The organism is Vibrio sp. 397, assembly GCF_033339395.1.
In the GTDB taxonomy this organism is placed as follows: Bacteria; Pseudomonadota; Gammaproteobacteria; order Enterobacterales; family Vibrionaceae; genus Vibrio; species Vibrio alginolyticus.
In genome coordinates this window covers 407,962-426,858 of the sequence record NZ_JAWOUN010000002.1, presented here as the reverse complement: position 1 = coordinate 426,858, position 18,897 = coordinate 407,962, and the positions used below count along the sequence as shown (strand labels likewise).

The 18,897-nt window shown below is 43.0% G+C and carries 18 protein-coding genes; 13 read left to right on the top strand and 5 right to left on the bottom strand.

Annotated features, from left to right (window positions below; genetic code table 11):
* The first annotated feature begins 515 nt into the window (after positions 1-515).
* Complete coding sequence (locus R7P36_RS04850; RefSeq protein ID WP_213899202.1) at positions 516-3,152, top strand: ATP-binding protein; 2,637 nt, start codon at positions 516-518, stop codon at positions 3,150-3,152.
* Positions 3,153-3,220: 68 nt separating this feature from the next.
* Here the strand turns inward: R7P36_RS04850 and R7P36_RS04845 are convergent, their stop codons facing one another.
* Both R7P36_RS04845 and R7P36_RS04840 read right to left on the bottom strand, forming a co-directional pair.
* On the bottom strand, positions 3,221-4,564 hold the full coding sequence (locus R7P36_RS04845) for an MATE family efflux transporter (protein WP_085569148.1): 1,344 nt from the start codon (positions 4,562-4,564) through the stop codon (positions 3,221-3,223).
* A 121-nt stretch (positions 4,565-4,685) separates the two neighbouring features.
* Positions 4,686-5,000, bottom strand: coding sequence for a DUF496 family protein (locus tag R7P36_RS04840; RefSeq protein WP_005373603.1), 315 nt, complete (start codon positions 4,998-5,000; stop codon positions 4,686-4,688).
* Between the two features lie 220 nt (positions 5,001-5,220).
* On the opposite strand from R7P36_RS04840, the gene R7P36_RS04835 reads away from it, so the two are divergent.
* The 8 genes from R7P36_RS04835 to R7P36_RS04800 all read left to right on the top strand — a co-directional run bounded on the left by R7P36_RS04835 (position 5,221) and on the right by R7P36_RS04800 (position 13,474).
* A complete protein-coding gene (locus tag R7P36_RS04835) occupies positions 5,221-5,445 on the top strand; it encodes a hypothetical protein (protein WP_005385630.1) in 225 nt (74 codons plus the stop codon).
* 165 nt (positions 5,446-5,610) lie between these two features.
* On the top strand, positions 5,611-6,261 hold the full coding sequence (locus tag R7P36_RS04830; protein ID WP_005373594.1) for a YceH family protein: 651 nt from the start codon (positions 5,611-5,613) through the stop codon (positions 6,259-6,261).
* Positions 6,258-6,575 carry a GIY-YIG nuclease family protein gene (locus R7P36_RS04825; protein ID WP_053304534.1) on the top strand — a complete coding sequence of 106 codons (318 nt, stop codon included), beginning with the start codon at positions 6,258-6,260 and terminating at the stop codon, positions 6,573-6,575. The genes R7P36_RS04830 and R7P36_RS04825 overlap by 4 nt, the downstream gene beginning before the upstream one ends.
* Before the next feature lie 330 nt (positions 6,576-6,905).
* Positions 6,906-8,003, top strand: coding sequence for an autoinducer 2-binding periplasmic protein LuxP (locus tag R7P36_RS04820; protein ID WP_005385634.1), 1,098 nt, complete (start codon positions 6,906-6,908; stop codon positions 8,001-8,003).
* Positions 8,003-10,579 (top strand): quorum-sensing autoinducer 2 sensor kinase/phosphatase LuxQ, encoded by a 2,577-nt coding sequence (gene luxQ / locus R7P36_RS04815; protein WP_158155831.1) that lies wholly within the window; start codon positions 8,003-8,005, stop codon positions 10,577-10,579. Before R7P36_RS04820 ends, luxQ begins: the two co-directional genes overlap by 1 nt.
* Before the next feature lie 295 nt (positions 10,580-10,874).
* Entirely contained in the window at positions 10,875-11,330 is a 456-nt protein-coding gene (gene slyA / locus R7P36_RS04810; protein WP_017635177.1) for a transcriptional regulator SlyA, read from the top strand.
* Positions 11,331-11,365: 35 nt separating this feature from the next.
* On the top strand, positions 11,366-12,424 hold the full coding sequence (locus R7P36_RS04805) for an HlyD family secretion protein (RefSeq protein ID WP_213899201.1): 1,059 nt from the start codon (positions 11,366-11,368) through the stop codon (positions 12,422-12,424).
* A gap of 12 nt (positions 12,425-12,436) precedes the next feature.
* Positions 12,437-13,474 (top strand): DUF2955 domain-containing protein, encoded by a 1,038-nt coding sequence (locus R7P36_RS04800; protein ID WP_318122032.1) that lies wholly within the window; start codon positions 12,437-12,439, stop codon positions 13,472-13,474.
* A gap of 2 nt (positions 13,475-13,476) precedes the next feature.
* On the opposite strand, the gene R7P36_RS04795 is transcribed toward R7P36_RS04800, so the two are convergent.
* The gene (locus tag R7P36_RS04795) at positions 13,477-14,139 is read right to left on the bottom strand and encodes a flagellar brake protein (protein ID WP_053307236.1); all 663 of its coding nucleotides are present in this window, start codon (positions 14,137-14,139) and stop codon (positions 13,477-13,479) included.
* 94 nt (positions 14,140-14,233) lie between these two features.
* Complete coding sequence (locus R7P36_RS04790; protein ID WP_053307237.1) at positions 14,234-15,160, bottom strand: DMT family transporter; 927 nt, start codon at positions 15,158-15,160, stop codon at positions 14,234-14,236.
* A gap of 148 nt (positions 15,161-15,308) precedes the next feature.
* Here R7P36_RS04790 and R7P36_RS04785 point away from each other — a divergent pair, with 148 nt between their 5' ends.
* On the top strand, positions 15,309-15,764 hold the full coding sequence (locus tag R7P36_RS04785; RefSeq protein WP_005373581.1) for an Lrp/AsnC family transcriptional regulator: 456 nt from the start codon (positions 15,309-15,311) through the stop codon (positions 15,762-15,764).
* A 5-nt stretch (positions 15,765-15,769) separates the two neighbouring features.
* Positions 15,770-16,393, top strand: a complete 624-nt coding sequence (locus R7P36_RS04780; protein WP_053307238.1) for a class I SAM-dependent methyltransferase — start codon at positions 15,770-15,772, stop codon at positions 16,391-16,393.
* A 526-nt stretch (positions 16,394-16,919) separates the two neighbouring features.
* Here R7P36_RS04780 and R7P36_RS04770 read toward each other — a convergent pair.
* Positions 16,920-17,468, bottom strand: a complete 549-nt coding sequence (locus R7P36_RS04770) for a hypothetical protein (protein WP_017635183.1) — start codon at positions 17,466-17,468, stop codon at positions 16,920-16,922.
* 103 nt (positions 17,469-17,571) lie between these two features.
* On the opposite strand from R7P36_RS04770, the gene R7P36_RS04765 reads away from it, so the two are divergent.
* Together R7P36_RS04765 and R7P36_RS04760 are read left to right on the top strand one after the other, a co-directional pair.
* Positions 17,572-18,240 carry an SH3 domain-containing protein gene (locus R7P36_RS04765; protein WP_005385650.1) on the top strand — a complete coding sequence of 223 codons (669 nt, stop codon included), beginning with the start codon at positions 17,572-17,574 and terminating at the stop codon, positions 18,238-18,240.
* Between the two features lie 168 nt (positions 18,241-18,408).
* Positions 18,409-18,888 (top strand): hypothetical protein, encoded by a 480-nt coding sequence (locus tag R7P36_RS04760; RefSeq protein WP_005373572.1) that lies wholly within the window; start codon positions 18,409-18,411, stop codon positions 18,886-18,888.
* The last annotated feature ends 9 nt before the right edge of the window (positions 18,889-18,897 follow it).

Below are 18,897 nucleotides of genomic sequence, written 5' to 3'. Positions count from 1 at the left end.
AATAGTTATGTGTGCGGATTCTAAGGTCGGAGTCCTTATTCTGCTAGGAAAATTAAATCCAGTGTAAAACACTACTTAAGGGGACGTTAGTGGTGGATTAATGTGACTAAAGCAGTGGTTTTCACGTATTGACATTTAGAAAGTAACTTACTTTTTTTGCGATGATAACGTTTGCTTTCAAATTAGTTTTGTTGACAAAAATGGATATTTTGCATTTTTGTGTGATTTTCCTCGATAAGGCAACTCAATAGGTAAACATACAATAGATGATTTCCTGAAAAGTGAGGCGACTCTTAGTTGTGAGTGAAACTTTATTGTTTGCATCCAACTTTAAGATCAAAAAATATGACTTGAATCACAATTGCCACTTCATTAGCCGATGATAAAACACTCACAATAACCATAGTCTAGGTAGGTGAATGTTGTTTGAAAGTAACAATGTCGTATATGCCTTTCAATGCGGGAAACTAGTCTAATATTAAATAAACGGATGAAATCAACCATTAGGCTGATGGATGTTGAGATTATCAATAAAAACACGCTTAGCACTCCTCGCACTATTACCCGCTGTGGTAATAGTGGTGTTTGCAGTTCAGCAGTTTTCTGATAATGCGTTGCGCGTGAGCCGTCTCAATCAAACGGTTAGCAATATTCAAGGTTTCCAATTGATATCCAAGGCCTCCCACTTTATTTACTCCATAGAGAAAGTACGCCGACAGCCTGATCTTCAAGTCTCTGCAGCCATTAATATTGAAGAACAAGGTGAAGTTATTTCTTCTTTGCATCAAAAGTTTGTGAGTAACCCTAATACTGCTGAGTATGCTGATGACCTGAAAGAAGCCATGCTGGGGGTATTGTCAGGTAGCTTGAGTGAGATGGACGATTTGGGTGATTGGGCATTTCAACAGCTCCAAAATATGTCGCGCTCTTTGTTGCAAAATCATCAATGGTATGGCAGTGACGACGGCATTCGCATGCAAAATTTTATTGCCTACCTTGCTCAGCTCTCTTTTTGGACACAGAAAGAAGCTTGGCTGACGAACCGTTTAGTCCAAGACCCTGAGAGTCGGCTAAGTCAAAGTATGTTTTATCAGGCGATTGACCGACAGCAGCAAAATTTGGATGCGTTTTTAAACTTAGGTGGGTCATACGAGCAAGTGGATAAATTGCTTGGCTTGTTTACTTCGCCGAGATATCAGAGAAACTTGGCGTCTCGCGGACAATTAATGTCAGGAGACATGTCACAAAGTGACTACGCCGCGTATTTAAAAGAACTCGATTTTCGTGTGCAGCGCTTACAAGTGCTCATTGATGGGTTCACCAAACAAACTGAGCAGTCGCTTCTCACGCAGGTTCATGAACAAAAGGCCAATATAGCGATGATCAGTTTTGGCGTTGCCTTAGTGGTTATCCTGCTTTGTTGGCTCGGATTTAGTACTTGGTTCCGAGTTAACAGCAAACTCGATGCGATCATTCACACTTTAAACGCGTTGATCAACTCCGAAGAGAAGCAAACAAAAGTCAAAGTTGATGGAAGTGATGAACTGACCATTTTTGCTCAGCAAGTGAATCGAGTGGTTGAAGAAATGCAGAGACAAACTGAAGAAATACTGCATGCAAAAGAGTCAGCAGTATCGGCTAATCGTGCAAAATCTGTGTTTCTTGCCAACATGTCACATGAAATACGCACGCCCCTTAACGGGATCATGGGCATGACAGAAATACTCTCTCAAAGTGAGTTGTCTTCGCATCAACAAGAAGTTGTTGATGACATTGACTCCTCATCTCAAACACTGCTTACTTTACTTAACGATATATTGGATCTCTCTAAAATCGAGTCTGGACGATTGGAGCTGTCACTAGTAGAAGCGGATATCCGAGAAGTCGTGTATCAGTCGATGATTTTATTCCAATCCAAAGCAACATCTAAACAGCTAAAGTTAGGTATTAATTTAGCTGAAAATATCCCCATTCGCGTGATGGTCGATGATCATCGTGTCAAACAGGTAGTTACGAATCTGGTATCGAATGCGGTTAAGTTTACCGAAAGTGGGCATGTATGCGTTGATGTTAGTTATGAGGAGCTACTTGAGAAAGAACGTGGAGTGCTGACGTTTAAAGTAGAAGATACCGGAATAGGCATTGATCAAGATAAGTTAACCACGATTTTTGAACCCTTTACTCAGGAAGATGAAGGAGTGTCGAGGCAATTTGGCGGCACAGGGTTGGGTTTGGCAATTTGTTGTCAGCTTGTGTCGATGATGGGGGGCAAGCTCGTAGCAACATCTACAAAAGGAGTGGGCACATGCTTTGAATTCTCGATTGAGGTTGAAGCAATTCCGGTGTTTGGCTGGCGTTCGGAGGTGATTAATAAAGGGCTTTTGATCTGCTCAAATTACGACTACGCCGACCAAGTATTAAAAGAGTGTCGCTTAGCGAAAATCAATCTCTTTGGTGTTAATAATGTGAATGAAGTGCAAGCGATAAATGATGACTTTGATGTAATATTTCTGTGCCACAGTAACGACGCTAATACCGATGAAATCTTGGATAATCTATCATTTAATTACGATCTTCGCCGTGTGATTATTTGCCAGCATCATTTATCCACTCCCTACGAAAATGCAGAAAAAGTACATGCCGTACTCACATTACCTTTCCTTGGCAATCGATTTAAGCATGTCATTGATGATTTAGCTAAGGTTGAAAAGACTATATCAAGTGACAATGTCACCAATAATGTTGTCAGCTCTGAATATCGAGCGTCGCGCTCTCATCGGAGGATCTTAATTGCGGAGGATAATTTGATGAACCAGAAAATAGCGAGTTTTTTTCTGGATAAAGCAGGTTATGACTATTTGATAACAAGCAACGGTCAAGAAGCGTTAGAAGCCATCACAAAGGGAGAAGAATTCGATGCAATTTTAATGGACTGCATGATGCCCGTGATGGATGGACTGACCGCGACGAAAGAAATTCGTCGTTGGGAAAAGAAAGCAGGACGCGAAAAAACGATGATTATCGCACTCACTGCGAGTGTTTTGGAAGAAGACATCCACAACTGTTTTGCGGCAGGCATGGATGCTTATTTACCTAAGCCGTATAAATCGAACCAGTTATTTGAGCTCTTTAGTGAATTAAAACTCGCCTAGCTAACATTTCAACTTAGACAAGGCGTCAAAACGATAAAGCCCCACTTCAGGGGCTTAGTTCTGATTATTCATTGTTGTGCGTTGGCTTGAGCGCCTGCGAGTTTGCTTATGGTTTGGCGATAGGTTAGGTATGCGGAAACACCAGCTAACAGGTTGCCGATACAAGCGCCTAAGAGTAAACCTCGGATTCCATCCATTTGAGCGCCAACCCACAAGCACGGTAGGAAAAAGACAAACAAGCGCAGCGCTGAAATGGTGAGCGCGGTGTAAGATTTGCCTAATGCATTACAAAGAGAAACCATTAGCATACAAACCCCTAATGAACCCAAACTGATCGGCACTATCAGTAAATGCATTTCCAAGACTTGCTCCACTTGCACATCACTTGTCATCAATAATGCGAGTGGGTTTGCGACGGCAAATGTAATGGCAGCAATCAAAAGTTGGAAACCTAGAATGAATTTTACGGCAATACTGACGAGCCTTTGGATATCTTCATAGTTCTTTGCTCCAAGTAAGCGTCCAACCATTGGAGGCATAGACATTGTCAGCGCCAAGACCGAAACGATAGCAAAGAACTCATAGCGTGAACCAAGCGCCCAAGCGGCGACTGCTGCGGTTCCAAAGCTTGCCAATAATTTTGTTGCTAGCATGGAAGACAACGGTGGCAGCAGTTGGCTAATCATCGCAGGGCCCATAATGTTACCGATAGATGCAACACTTTTGGCTACGTTAAGATCTTGCCATTGTGTCGTTGCCCAGTGATTCTTTTTCACGCGAGGAGCGACGACTAAAATACCAAACCCAAAAGCGACGATGGTTGCTATTGCCGCTCCGTTAATACCCAAGTCAAACGTGAAAATAAATAGCGGATCGAGTACAAGGTTCACGCCGCTGGTTATCATCATCATTGTGCCAGGTAACATTGTATTGCCATTAGCTCGGCAGATACTGTAATAAAAATACAAAACCGCACCAGTCCATGAGCTTAATAACCACCAAGGCCAGTAACTGTCGATTATCGGCATAACAGATTCTGGAGCGCTTAATAGAGCTAAAATGGGGTAGCGCAAAAGCCAAATTAGCCCGCCAAAAATAGCGACACCAATTGAGCCGATCATCAATACCAATCCGCCAAGTTGTTTGGCATACCGACTTTCATTCGCCCCAAGAGCTTTAGAAATGACCGCTGTCGTTGCGATCCCTAGACCGACTTGAATGCCGATAATGACCATTTGCAAAGGCAGAGTGAAACCTTGAGCGGCTAACGGTAAAACGCCGAGCTGACCGATAAACGCGCTATCCACAAGCTGAAAGCTCATTAAAGACAGAACGCCAAAAAGCATTGGCCAGGTCATCGTAAATAATTGTTTTGCAAGCGTTGGTTGTGTACTTGTCGTAGTTGAAGACATAGAAAGCTGCATGCGTTAGGAATAAGAGTTAGATTGATTGTACACGGCGGTTAGTTTAGAGACAAAAATAAACCCCGAGGAAGATATTCTTGCTCGGGGTTCGAAAATCTAGCTTACGCGTTTATTTTTTGCCGCTAGTTTGCTTGTCTTCTTCAGTCAGCTCACGAATGCGACGGCTGATGTCACGACGTGCTTTAGAGATCTCAGCGCTTTTAATGATGTGGTCATCTACACGATCTTCATAGTCTGCTTTCATATTTTTGATGATTGCGACGATTTCATCGTGAGTCATTTCTGGTTTGATGTAGTCTAGAAGGTTTTCTAGAAGATCAACACGTTTGCGGTTATCACGAACTTTCTTCTCGTTATCAAGAAGCTCACGTTTTAGTTTGTTTTTACGACGAGCTTGGTTAACGATTTCAAATACGCTACTCATAGTTCTCTTTCCTAATTTTATGAATATCTTCCTCGATTAAAGCACAACATCCAGTGGCATAACAGTCTTTAGATCAATAGCAATGCAGAGTTGAACATTTCTCAACCAATTGCGCTGTGTACATATAATCGTGCTGCTTTCTTCGAGTTTTGGCCAACATCGTAGAATCCATCGATTCATTGTCATAACGTGGCCTTCACTATATTATCAACACCATTGAATGCAAAATGATGAACTTGATATGGACTCTGGTAACACTGCGGAGCAAGTAAATAGTCAAGATAATGAGCAAGTCACTCGCTCTGTGGCTGAAAAGTTAAAAACGGCGTATATCAACGCCCGTGAGCAACTCGAAATCATCGAAGTTGAGCTTAATCGTTCAAAAATAATGATGGTCGACCAAGATGGCAATTTGACGAGAGTGCCGATTCTCTCGGAGCATTGATACCTGACCCTATTCGTAAGGGGTGTCAGGTCTTACGCTATGCTTTAGCCTGACACCAACACCTGAACCGCTAACGCTTCTTGCACTGCTGTGTGAATTTATGGCGTATGATTTCGAAGCGATTTAGGTACAAAGTCAAATGCAAAAATAATAAGGAAATGCATTATGAAAGTTGAGCTAACGGCAATTGAAGCACGAGTTATTGGTTGCTTGATCGAAAAAGAAGTCACTACCCCAGATCTTTACCCCCTCAGCCTAAACGCATTAACCAACGCGTGTAATCAAAAAAGCAACCGTGATCCCGTGATGTCACTCTCTGAGTCAGACGTTCTCGATGCCGTTGATGCTCTTATTGAGCGCAGGCTCGTCAGTGACGAAAGTGCGTTCAACAGCCGCGTCAGCAAGTATCAACACCGTTTCTGTAATACGGAATTTGGTGATTTAAAGCTGACAGAGCAGGAGAAGGGCATTGTATGCTGTATGCTTTTGCGCGGTGCTCAAACACCTGGGGAAATTCGTACTCGTACTAATCGTCTCGCGACATTTCATGATGTAAAAGAAGTGGAAACGGTCCTTGAGCATTTAGCAAGCGAAGAGAAAGGACCATTAGTGGTCAAATTACCACGTGAGGCTGGTAAGCGGGAGTCGCGTTATATGCATTTGTTCTGTGGTGATGTTGATGCGTCCGAACTTGCAGCGCCTGTGTCTGCTGCAAGCTCGAGCTCCGATCGAGTAAGCCAGCTAGAGCTCGAAGTCGCTCAGCTGAAAGAAGAGCTGGATGAATTAAAAGCTAAGGTTGAGTCACTGCTTTCATGATGGAAAATACAACGCAGCGTTGGAGTGTCTACCTGATACGAAATAACCGCAACGCGTTGTATTGTGGTGTTACCAATGATGTTGAACGAAGATTCAATCAGCACCAAACCGGAAAAGGAGCGAAAGCTTTGAAGGGAAAAGGCCCTTTGGTATTGGAATGGTCATCGGATTTTGAGTCAAAGACGCTTGCCATGCGAGCAGAGTACTATATTAAGCAACTAACTAAAGCGAAAAAAGAGCTGCTCGTTATGTCAAAAGCAAATATTGTCGTCGACGAACATCAACAAATGATGTTAGAGATAGTGGCACTCTGATAAGCCCTTGCTACGCAAAGATACACGGAAACCGCCTATGTCACATTGGCGGTTTCTTTTTGTTTTTGGAGTACCATGTAGGAATAAACTGACGCATAATGGGCTGGTGTTCTGTTTACAGGTCCTGAGTATGAAAAGCGCGAAATGTCTCTACGTCATCGAGACAAAGGAAGCGACTCAATGTACTTTATTTGCATCCACTCAGACCAAGAACCAATTTACTATTGAAACAGGCACTAAGAGGAAGGTAGATTACAAGAGTATAGGATGACTCGGCTAGGTAATGAATAGAGCTGAATTAGGCTCATAAAAAAGCTAAAAGAGCAGTAGATGAAAAAAGCGTTAGTATTCTCCCTGATTTCAATGGCCGCTTTTGCGCCGAATGTGCAGGCCACCCAAGTTCTTAATGGGTATTGGGCATATCAAGAGTTTTTAGACCAGTTTCCACAACAGAAGCAGCTAACTAGTGCGTTGGCTGAAGTGGTAAGAGAAACCCCTGTACCCGTAGCAAAAGACAAGAAGCGTCCACTGAAAATTTCTGTTGTTTATCCAGGGCAGCAGATCTCTGATTATTGGATTCGAAACATCGATGCGTTTGAAAAACGCCTAGATAAGCTTGATATCGACTATCAACTAAATCAGGTGTTTACTCGTCCTAATGCAGATATAAAGCAGCAAAGTTTGTCTTTAATGGAGGCGCTGAAAAGCAACTCCGATTACTTGATCTTTACTCTAGATACCACAAGACATCGTAAGTTTGTTGAGCATGTCTTAGATTCAAAGAAAACCAAGTTAATTTTACAAAATATCACCACACCTGTTAGGGATTGGGAACATCATCAGCCGTTTCTTTATGTTGGTTTCGACCACGCAGAAGGAAGTCGTGAATTGGCCGTTGAGTTTGGCAAGCGTTTCCCTAAACATAGCCACTATAGTGTTCTCTACTTCTCAGAGGGCTACATTAGTGACATCAGAGGCAACACTTTTATCAACCAAGTGAACCGCGATAATCAATTTGAACTACAATCTGCTTACTACACCAAAGCAACAAAGCAATCTGGGTATGAAGCTGCAAAAGCCAGTTTGGAGAAGTATCCGGACGTTGACTTCATTTACGCGTGTTCTACCGATGTAGCATTAGGTGCTGTTGACGCTCTTAAAGAGTTAGGTCGTGATGATGTCATGATCAATGGTTGGGGCGGCGGTTCAGCAGAGTTAGAGGCGCTTTCTAAAGGGGAGTTAGACGTTACCGTTATGCGTATGAACGATGATACAGGTATTGCAATGGCTGAGGCCATTAAGTGGGATTTAGAAGGAAAGCCAGTTCCCACCGTTTACTCTGGTGATTTTGAAGTCGTTACCAAATCGGACTCTCCAGAAAGAATTGAAGCATTAAGAAAACGTGCATTTAGATACTCAGATAATTGATGACAACTACATCAAAAACAAGAAAGCGTCGCTCACTGTCGACGCTTATTACCAAAATAATTATTCTCGTACTTGCTCCGATCATTCTAGGCATCTTTGTTCAGAGTTATTACTTCTCGAAGCAGATTATTTGGCAGGAAGTCGACCGAACCAAGCAGCAGACCTCTGCCCTGATCCTGAACATTTTTGATAGCCATTTTGCAGCGATTCAGATTCATCACAACAGCAATTCGAAAAGTGATGTTGTATTGGATTTTTATACAGAACGTGATGAAGAGGCACTCAATTACTTTTTCATGAGTATTGACCAGAGTGATCCTTCCCATACACCGGAGTTTCGTTTCCTAACCGATCATCAAGGTATTATTTGGGACGATGGCAACGCGCATTTCTATGGCATCAACAACCTGATACTTAGCCGACTTGCCAGTCAAGTGACCTTTAGCAACAACTGGTATTATCTACCCTCACAGACCCCGATGGGAACTCGCCATCTTTTACTTCGTCGTGTACCCGTTTTACAACCTAAAACCGGTGAAGTGATGGGGTACTCTTACAATGTTGTTGTTTTAGATAATAACTTTGGGTTGATGGAAAGGTTAAAAAATGAAGGCAACGTCGACAATGTTGTGTTGGTCGCTAACAACACACCATTGGCAAGCTCATTAGTAGGAGATGAGGCTTATCAAATATTTGACGTACTCAAACGACGAGAGTCCCAGCACAAGCTTGACCAATTATTGATCATCAAAACCCCTATTGAGGTAAATGCCGCCGAGACTGACTTGTGCTTGCTTACTGTGCAAGACAATCAGAGCGTGGTGACATTGCAAATCCAACACCTGCTAGCAATGCTAGCCTCAGTTATCGGTATGGTTATGATTGCGCTAATGACTAAAGAATGGATCGAGAATCGAGTAGTTGAAGAGTTAGGATCCCTGATGGCATATACCCGCTCGGCTCGTGAAGAAAAAGGATTTGAGCGTTTTGAGGGGTCAGATATTGAGGAATTCGATCATATTGGTTCGACACTAGAAAACACTTTTGAAGAGCTTGAAGCACAAAAGCGGTCTTTCCGAGACCTGTTTAACTTTGCGTTATCACCTATTATGGTGTGGTCTGAATCGGGTGTACTTATCCAAATCAATCCGGCAGCACGCAAAGAGTTAGTCATGGAAAACGATATTGAAACCATGCACCCAGTGTTCAAAGGTTTCAAAGAAAAGTTGATGCCACACCTTCGCATGGCGGCTCAGGGAGCTACGTTGACAGGCGTTAATGTGCCAATTGGAGACAAAGTATATCGCTGGAACTTATCGCCGATTCGAGTTGATGGAGATATTAGCGGTATTATTGTTCAAGGTCAGGATATAACCACGCTAATTGAGGCGGAAAAACAGAGTAACTTGGCGCGCAAAGAAGCAGAGAAATCTGCTCAAGCCCGTGCCGACTTTCTGGCTAAAATGAGCCATGAGATCCGAACGCCAATCAATGGAATTTTAGGGGTTGCTCAATTGCTAAAAGACTCTGTGGAAACAGAAGAGCAGAATAACCAAATTGACGTACTTCGACATAGTGGTGAGCACTTACTTGCTGTTTTGAATGATATTTTGGACTTTTCGAAGATTGAGCAGGGTAAGTTTAATATCCAAAAGCACCCGTTTTCTTTCACTGATACAATTCGAACGTTAGAAAACATTTATCGTCCTATTTGTGAAAGTAAAGGCGTCAACCTTGTCATTGAAAACAAAATAGATCCCAATGTTGAAATCTTTACTGACCAAGTTCGTCTGAACCAAATTTTATTCAACCTAGTCAGTAACTCAGTAAAGTTTACGCCCTCGGGTAGCGTGCGCTTGCATGCTGAACTGGAGCAGTTCTATGGTGCTGACAATAGCGTGCTGGTCGTGGAAATTACGGATACAGGTATCGGCATCGAGTCTGACAAACTCGACCAAATGTTCGAACCTTTTGTTCAAGAAGAAGCAACAACGACTCGAGAATACGGTGGCAGTGGCTTAGGGCTGACCATTGTGAAGAGCCTTGTCGACATGCTGGAAGGTGATGTTCAAGTCCGCAGTCAGAAAGGTTTAGGAACGACTTTTGTCATTACAATGCCAGTGAAAGATCGTGAGCGAGTACTCACCCCTCTTGATTCGAGTTTGCGTGTTAAGCCAGGTGAACTATTTGCAGAGAGTCTCAAAGTGTTGTTGGTAGAGGATAACCATACTAACGCATTCATTCTAAAAGCGTTTTGTAACAAGTACAAAATGCAGGTTGATTGGGCGAAAGATGGGTTAGAAGCAATGGAATTCTTAAAAGATCATACTTACGATTTGATACTGATGGACAACCAACTTCCGCATCTTGGTGGAATTGAAACGACCAAAGAGATCCGACAAAAGCTAAAACTAGGCACGCCAATTTATGCGTGTACTGCTGACACCGCGAAAGAAACCAGTGACGCCTTTATGGAATCGGGTGCGAATTACGTGCTTCTCAAGCCGATTAAAGAAAATGCGCTCCATGAAGCATTTGTGGATTTTAAGCAGCGGTTCTTAGTCGAGCGAACATGAATAATTGGCTCACTACGAGATAACCCAATTATTCATTATCTGAAAAGCACAACACCATGACTGTGGGTTGTGCTTTTTTGTATCTGACCCTTTTACTCTTATACAAATCAGACTTTATTGGTCTCGACGTTTGTTGTGTACATCGCTGCATTTCAAATTCAAACATAGTGTTGTGTTACTTAGATTTCTGCCCCTTCACTGACACACCCAACGTGATTTCAATCACAAAAAGATATTTACTTAGCGTGCTAACTATTTTATATTACTTAGCACGCTAAGTAATTGAGTAGATCTTATGATTCAAGACATCAACAGTTTGCGAGACCTTTCTCTGGCTGAAAAATTATCTCGTGTTGCTCGTTTGTGGAAAATGGTTGCAGATCGCGAGTTAGAGCCTTTAAACCTAACGTATCCGCGTTGGACTGCGTTATGGAAGCTTTATCGAATGGGTGACAACATCAGTCAGAAGCATTTGGCTGAAGCGCTTGAGATCGAGTTAGCGTCGTTGATGCGAACATTAAAATTATTAGAAGAGCAATCTCTGATCGTTCGCCATTGCTGTGAACACGATAAGCGAGCACGTATTGTTAGCCTCACAGAAGAGGGGAAAACCCTACTAAAGCAAATGGAGGCTCGAATTCTTCAAGTTCGAAGCAAGCTCCTAACGGACATCAACGACCAGGAACTTCAGCAGCTTTCATTGATTCTTGATCAGATTGCTCACAATGCGCTTGATTCACTTAGCGAATAAGTCAGAAAACCGAATTAAAAGAGAAGTAAACGCCTATGACTCCAGATCAAAAATTCGCACGTTGGATCAAATATTCTTGCGTCGCGTTTGTCCTTGTCTTTGCCTATTTTCTAGTTGCAGATCTCGCCATGCCGTTGACGCCTCAGGCAATGGCAACGCGTGTGGTAACTAAAGTGGCCCCCCGTGTGAGTGGGCAGATTACGCATCTTTATGTTGCCAACAACCAAGAAATAAGCCAAGGCGATCTACTATTTCAGATTGATCCCCAGCCTTATCAGCTCGCCGTAGAAAAGGCTCAACTTAACCTTGAGCGTGTGATTCAAAACAACGAACAACTTGATGCTTCTATTGCTGCGGCAAAAGCAGAAGTTGAAGCGAGCAAAATCGTGGCGGAACAAAAAGTTCGCGAAGCAAAACGTCTTAATACCCTGTTTCACCGTAATGGTACTTCGCAACAGCAGCGCGATGAAGCACAGAGCAGTGCAACGGCAGCTAAAGCGAACTTACTGGCCGCACGTGCTCGTTTAAAAGAGTTGGAAGTAAACCGCGGTGATTTAGGTGCGACGAATGTGAATATCCGCGTAGCGCAAAACCAGCTAAAACAAGCGGAACTTAATCTGTCTTACACTCAAGTCTCGGCGGAACATGATGGCGTTGTCGCTAACTTGCAGCTGGAGACGGGGGCCTATGCGGCAGCTGGTACACCTCTTGTCGCTTTAGTCTCCGATGACGTGGATATCATTGCCGACTTTCGTGAAAAGAGTTTACGACACTTTAATCAGAACAGCCGTGCGTTAGTGGCTTTTGATAGCTTACCTGGTGATGTATTTGAAGCTCGTATTACGAGTGTGGATGCCGGGGTCAGCTCGGGTCAATTCGATGCGGATGGCCGCTTAGCAACACCAACTGACTCAAACCGTTGGGTGAGAGACGCGCAGCGCTTACGTTTACATTTAGCTATCGATGAACCTCAGCAGCGCGCATTTCCAGCAGGGGCACGAGCAACCGTGCAGTTGTTGCCAGAAAACGCATTATCTGGCTGGTTAGCGAGGTGCCAGATCCAATTCTTGAGTCTTCTTCATTATATTTATTAACGAGGAGGCGATATGAAGTTATGGGACCACCCCATGTCGGAAAACGACTTCCGTCAGTGTTTGCGCATTGCAACTGGTGCGACTATTGGTTTCACTTTATGTAAAGTATTTGGTTGGAACTATGGCGTATTCTTTACTGTAACCCCGATGTTGTTACTTGGAATGGTGCCAGTCATGAGTCTACATGCCGCACGACAACTGATTTTTTCAGCGGTTGTGTGTGGATTAGAAGTTGGTGTGCTTGGTGGGTTATTTGGTGGGCACCCAGGCATGATGACAATCATTGCATTCGGGTTGTTCCTATATAAATTCGCCTGTATGTCAAAAGGGAGCTTGTTCTTATTTGGAGCGAACAGCGTACTGAGCTTAAGCATCATGCTGCATTTTGCTAGTTATCCAACCACTGACTTAAATGACCTAATATTTAGCAACCTGCAAGCGAATGTTATTTCAGTGTTCGTTGCTTATGTGGTGACATTTTTGATTCCCGATGCGGAACCTCGTCAGCCACCAGCGAAACCGTCGCAGCCTAAACAGAGTCATCGCATGCGTCATGAAGCCCTTATGGGGGCGAGTATCGCTACAATGTCTTTCCTTGTATTCCAGCTATTTGACCTCAGTGACTCTATGTCTGCTCAGGCGACAACCTTGCTTTTATTGTTTCCTATGCATTGGAACGGTGCTTTAGGATATGCGCGAAAAAGAGCAATGGGAACCTTGATGGGGGTGACCTTTGGTATCGTCGGACAACTTGTATTATACGATTGGTCGGATACCTTATTGTTTATCGTCCCATTGCTTTGGATTGGGGCTATGATGTTCAGCTATATGCACGTGAAAGAGTCTAGCGGTTCGGGAGCCGGATTTGGCGGCTTAACCACATTAGGCATTTTGTTCGGCCAATATCTTACTCCGGATGGTGACTTAATGTTCAGTGCGCTGTATCGCGTGAGCAGTATTTTGTTTGCTATTGTTGCGATGCTGCTTGTGACCTATACGGTTCACAGAATACTCAACAGCTTTGAGGCGACGCGCTTTAGCGAGCAGTAAGTTCAGACGTTACTGGTTAGAAAGGATTGCTCCAGTAACTCTGTTTTTAGTTCGTGAGTCATCTCAATGGAACTAGCAAACTTAATTCCAACTACCCATCCCTTCGCCAATTTCTTAATGTTGGCAATGACACATCGATTTTCTTCTCCGATATAGTGGCTTAACGGACATTCGATGGTAACACTCTCACCCACGTTGAATTCGGGCTCAATCAAGGTTGATATACCAACACCTGCTAGAGAGAAATCGATAAGGCTACCGTCGTAGACGTTCCCTGCATGAATAACGTTACAGTTCATTTGCAACTTGTAACGCTCATGTTCTCGAACTGGTTTGGTTGCAAATGTTCCTGGAATGCGGATAAACAAAAGGGGGGATGGTCGAACGGTCGTCGTCAGTACGCTGGACTTAAACGCAATGACATGGCCTAACTCCGTATCTGATACACCACGCACGATGACATCGGCGTTGGGGAGTTTTCTCATCACTTGCTCTTCAAGCAAACGCATTGGTATATCAAGAATCAAATAAGCATTTTCTTTCATCCCAAGATAGGTGGTGGAATACGTATATTGATCCTTAGGCCCAAATTCGAAATTAGTAGAAAGTTTCATTCCCGGTTTGAGAAACCTATGCAGTTCATCTTTAGTATGAGTGGCTGGCATCACATTGGCGTTTTAATTTTTAGTTAAGCTGAGGCTATCAAAACGCCATTTTGTTATTCAAGATAGTAAGGCATAAGTTTTTGTAAAATCATCGCTATCTGTGAAGTGGTGGGCGATAAGTTTGGTTCATTCCACCTTTCATAAAGATTTGGCTTGCCACAATACTGCCGCATGTGACCAACATCAGCGCTAACCAAGTGAGAGAATCTGGTTGTTCACCAAAAATTGGAACGGCAAGAAGTGTCGCGACGACTGGAGTTAATGAACCAAAAGCTGCGCTGGCTTCGGCACCGATGATCCTAATTGCATAAATGAAAGTGAAAGAAGCGATTAAACCTGCGCCAACACCTTGTAGCATCGCGTGGCCAAATAACTCCTCCCATGGCCACTGGCTGAACGGTGTTACCACCAAATAACTGTCTACCCACCCGAAACCAACGGCGATGATGAGCAGAGCCAAAGACGCAATTGCAACGAATCCTGCACAGACGTGTGCATTAAGATTGGCGACACGAGCGCTGATGGTGAAAGCAGCCCACATGATGCTGCCAGTTAGAAACAGGATATGCCCTTGTAATTGAGACCAGTTGTACTCTGCGCCGCTATTAGAAAGAAGGAATACGAAAATCCCTAACAACACCGTAGAAAGCCCGATTAAGCGGTGAGCACTCAGCGACTGTTGATAACAAAGTACCGCGATAGCAGAAACAAACAATGGCAAAGTGCCAGGTACTAATGCACTGCCGTGCGCCACGGGAGCGAAATGCATAGCCGTTCCGACGACCAGAAGATAGGGAAGGCCGCTTCCAACCACAACACCAACCAGGTAGCGTTTAGGCACTACGCGCAGCGACTGTTTATGCTTAATCACAAATGGTAATAAAATTATACTTGGGATGAGAAAGCGAACTAACGCGATATCGGCTGGCTGCAAGGCAGAAATTGCGCCCCCTTTTAAAGAAATAAAGAAACCAGACCAAAGCAGTAAGGTCGTTAATATAGCTGCGTATCCCAAGATCATTATCGACATGTCCATTTGTAAATGATGTGTTAATTGTTGAATAAAACTCTTGCCAAAGGGAGGCAAAGTTTGACGTAATTAGGCTTGATGTTGGTGATAAATTTCGTATAAGTGTTAATTGTTAGTGATTAAAGGCACGGAAGAATAAATGGATAAAATTGACAGGCAACTTATCAATCTAATGCAGAAGGATGCCACTCTGACAACGGCAGAACTTGCTGATCAAGTAGGGCTATCGGCATCACCTTGTGCAAGACGCATTAAGCGTTTGGAGCAGGAAGGTGTAATAAGTGGTTATCGAGCTATTGTGTCCAGAGACACTGTAGGCATCGCGATGACTGTATTTGTTGAAGTGAGTTTAAATAACCACCAAGCTTCTTCGATTGATGAGTTTGAACATGCCGTTGTTGAGATGGATGAAGTGATCTCATGCCATGTCGTATCAGGGGCCTATGATTACCTGTTAGAGGTGGTCAGCAAAGATCTTGCTGGCTATGAAACATTTACTAGAAAGTTACAGCGATTAGAAAATGTGAAAGATATTCATACCCACCTGGCGATTAGACAAGTGAAAGGAAATGGCAGTTTGCCGATTTATGCATAAGAAAGATGAAATTTTTCGATAGACTTAAGATTGCTCACTATCATAGAAAGAGATATAGGCAGTTTGGTAAAGACAGAGCCCGAACTCTGGGATGGGCAGATAAGTATAGTCAGATCAGCCGTTTTGAGGCGTTGTGCCGAGGGTTAACGTTAGACGGTTCAAGTATTTTAGATATTGGGTGCGGCTACGGAGACTTGTTAGTGTTTATCGAACTTACGGGGGGGCTTCCTCAAAGCTATATTGGCATTGATCAGCAAAAACAGTTTATCTCTGAAGCCAGAAAACGAGATTTTCGCACGCAAAGTAAGTTTATATGTGGCGACTTTTCAACGTTGGTATTGCCTCGTTGCGACTTTGTTTTTGCTTCCGGATCATTGAACTATCAATCCACCAACCCAAATCACACCATTGAAATGATTGAGAAAATGTACCGAGCGACAGAGAAAGGTTGTGTGTTTAACTTGTTGGATGAATCCAAACTACCCAGCATGAAAATGTTAGCGTCGCACAATAAAGAAGGTGTCTTTCGCTATTGTCGGTTGCTGTGTCCGAATACACGATTGATTGAGGGGTACTCCGAGCACGACTTTACGATTGCCATGATCAAAAAAGCGGAGTCCGTTTCCTGACTCCGCCTTATAAATTCTTAAGCCTTATTGGTTTTTGTATTGTGAGATTTCACAGTTACCTGTGTATCTATCAACCTTGAATGAGAAAGCGGCTGAATGGTATTCCCTCCCATCACTCCATATTGTTTCTCCGAAGATTTTACAAAGATCCAAATCACTGATTGAACCGAACTCTTTTACGTGCCTAACTACTGACAAAAACTTGGCTTTGGTAGCATTAGGACATTCCCTGTTACTTAATCGATTGATAACCATGTTTGTAGCATCATCTCCAGCCAAATGTGACTTTTTATTAAATTTTATTAATGGCTAAACTAACCAAAAAATGTCCATAAGTAAAGCATTAATGTGACGTATGTCTCTATAAATTGATTGTCTTGGTCATGGTTTAGTCAAGTTTGTCAAAGGGAACAATCCCATTATTTACATTTGATATTATTCACGACTAAGGAAAGATAAAAAGCACGAATAACGTCCAATATTGGAGTGAAAAACCAACATCGTCTATTCAAAACTGGCTCTGTTTTTACTTCGAAACATCTTGAGCGTATTGAAGTGCTCGAGCTTCTTTATCATAGACTTGTGACAGAGTTTGATATTGTGAAGAGAGGCGCTTGTAATCTTCAGCAAGTTCCAAAGCGTTGGTGTTATACCATTCCGCAGTTATTTGATTGGCTGTTTTGTTTGACTCGCGGCACTTTTGGGCCAGGATCTCCCACCCATTAGCTGACCATTGGGATTGTGTGCTCAATTTAAGCAGCTGATTCGCTTTAGTTGTGAGCTCTTCTTTGTATTGAATCGATGCTTTTAATTGCGCTTTGAACACATTTTGGTTCGACTTGGCACGCCAAAGTAGCACGAGTTCATGCAGTGAAAAGGTTTCGGACAATAACTGACGCTGTTTATGTTCGGTCAAAAGTGTATTGAATACCTCAACATGCTGATTGTAATTGGACTCTAAACGATTGAATTGGGTAAGATTGTCATTCCACGACGATGGGTTACATTGAATATTGGCGTGCCCCGTTATCGGGAACAGAAGAAATAGTAGTATCCAATTGAGTCTGTTGATCATTATTGCTCGCGTTAGTTGACCTGCTCTTTTGAGTATATACCCAAATTTCTACGACATGCGTGCTGCTGGTGGGATAAGAATAAAGAATGAAAAGGAAAAGGGCATGAAGAAAATTCTCGTCGCATTGATTGTCATGCTGTTGCTCGGCGGAGCGGGGGCTGGATACTATTTCTTCTTTATGCAGAAAGATGAACCTGAAGCACCAAAGGCTACACAAGTCGAGCAATCGTCACTGCAAAAAGAAACATCCAAACCGATTCTGGATTTAGAAGCCGTTCCCCCGGAAGTTACTGAGTACTACGTTATTGAGCGTCGTGTCAATGTTTACAACAAGCCTAACCCTAATGCTTTAGTTGTCGATACGCTCTATAAGGGAGAAAAAGTATCGGTGTTAGAAAAAGTAGATGGGTGGTACCGAATCTCCGGCTATCTTGTCTATGAAGAGGGTGGAGAAGAAAAAGCCGAATGGTTGAATGCTGAAGGGTTATCTGATGCAGAGCCAGTTATTAAAGAGCAAGAGCGCTTAGAGATATTGGATGAATACCTACAGAAGTCGGATGATTTAAAAGTTCACTTGGATATTTTCCGTAAGAAAACACAGCAATTGTTAGACGATGAAACCTGTGATCCGAGTGATTTTGAGGAGCTCGGAGGCTGGGTTCGTTCTGTGACGTTTAAAAAGCGCAACGTTTACTTCATCTATTGTGGCGGTTTGGAGCAAGAGAACAAGATCTACTTAGATGTTGATAAGGGCGATATTTTTTATCGATAACTCACCACCAATTACACTAGTTTTCTAAAGACGTTTTGATAAAAGCAATAACGATGCAAACCTGAAATCAGAGATTTATAACTTTTTAGTTGTGAACCATAATCAATAGGAATACTATCAACGAGTCAAGTGACCTAACTTGGCTCTTTGTGTTTTTAGTGAGTTCCTATGCCTTGGATTTACCTTAGAAAGTTGATTTTGCTGCTATTTGCAATGGTATTGCTACCAGTGCATGTATCTGCTGCGCAAATCGACCACAAGGCTCACGTACCGCACTTTTCTAAGCTACAACCTTTTGTAGCCGTAAGTGTATCGCCAAACTCTTCCGTCGATTTTTCTGAAGTTTCAGAAGAAAGCTCTCAATCTCCAGTATCTGAAGGCCATGCAAGTCTCGATTCCGTTGCTTTGTTTAACTCTCAGCGCTGGACGTCTTACTTACGGGAAGGGCTTGATGACGAGCACGTAGATTTTGTCGGCGATCTCACTACTCCGTTTTACGCTGATGCGGGTTACGCATACAGCTTGATGGACATTAACTGGCGTCACAACCAGTCCACATTTTATCATTTCACAAGCGATCATCGCATTTCTGGTTGGAAAGAGACCAATGCCATGTACGTCGCACTCAATAGTCAGTTTTCTGCCTAAACACCATCT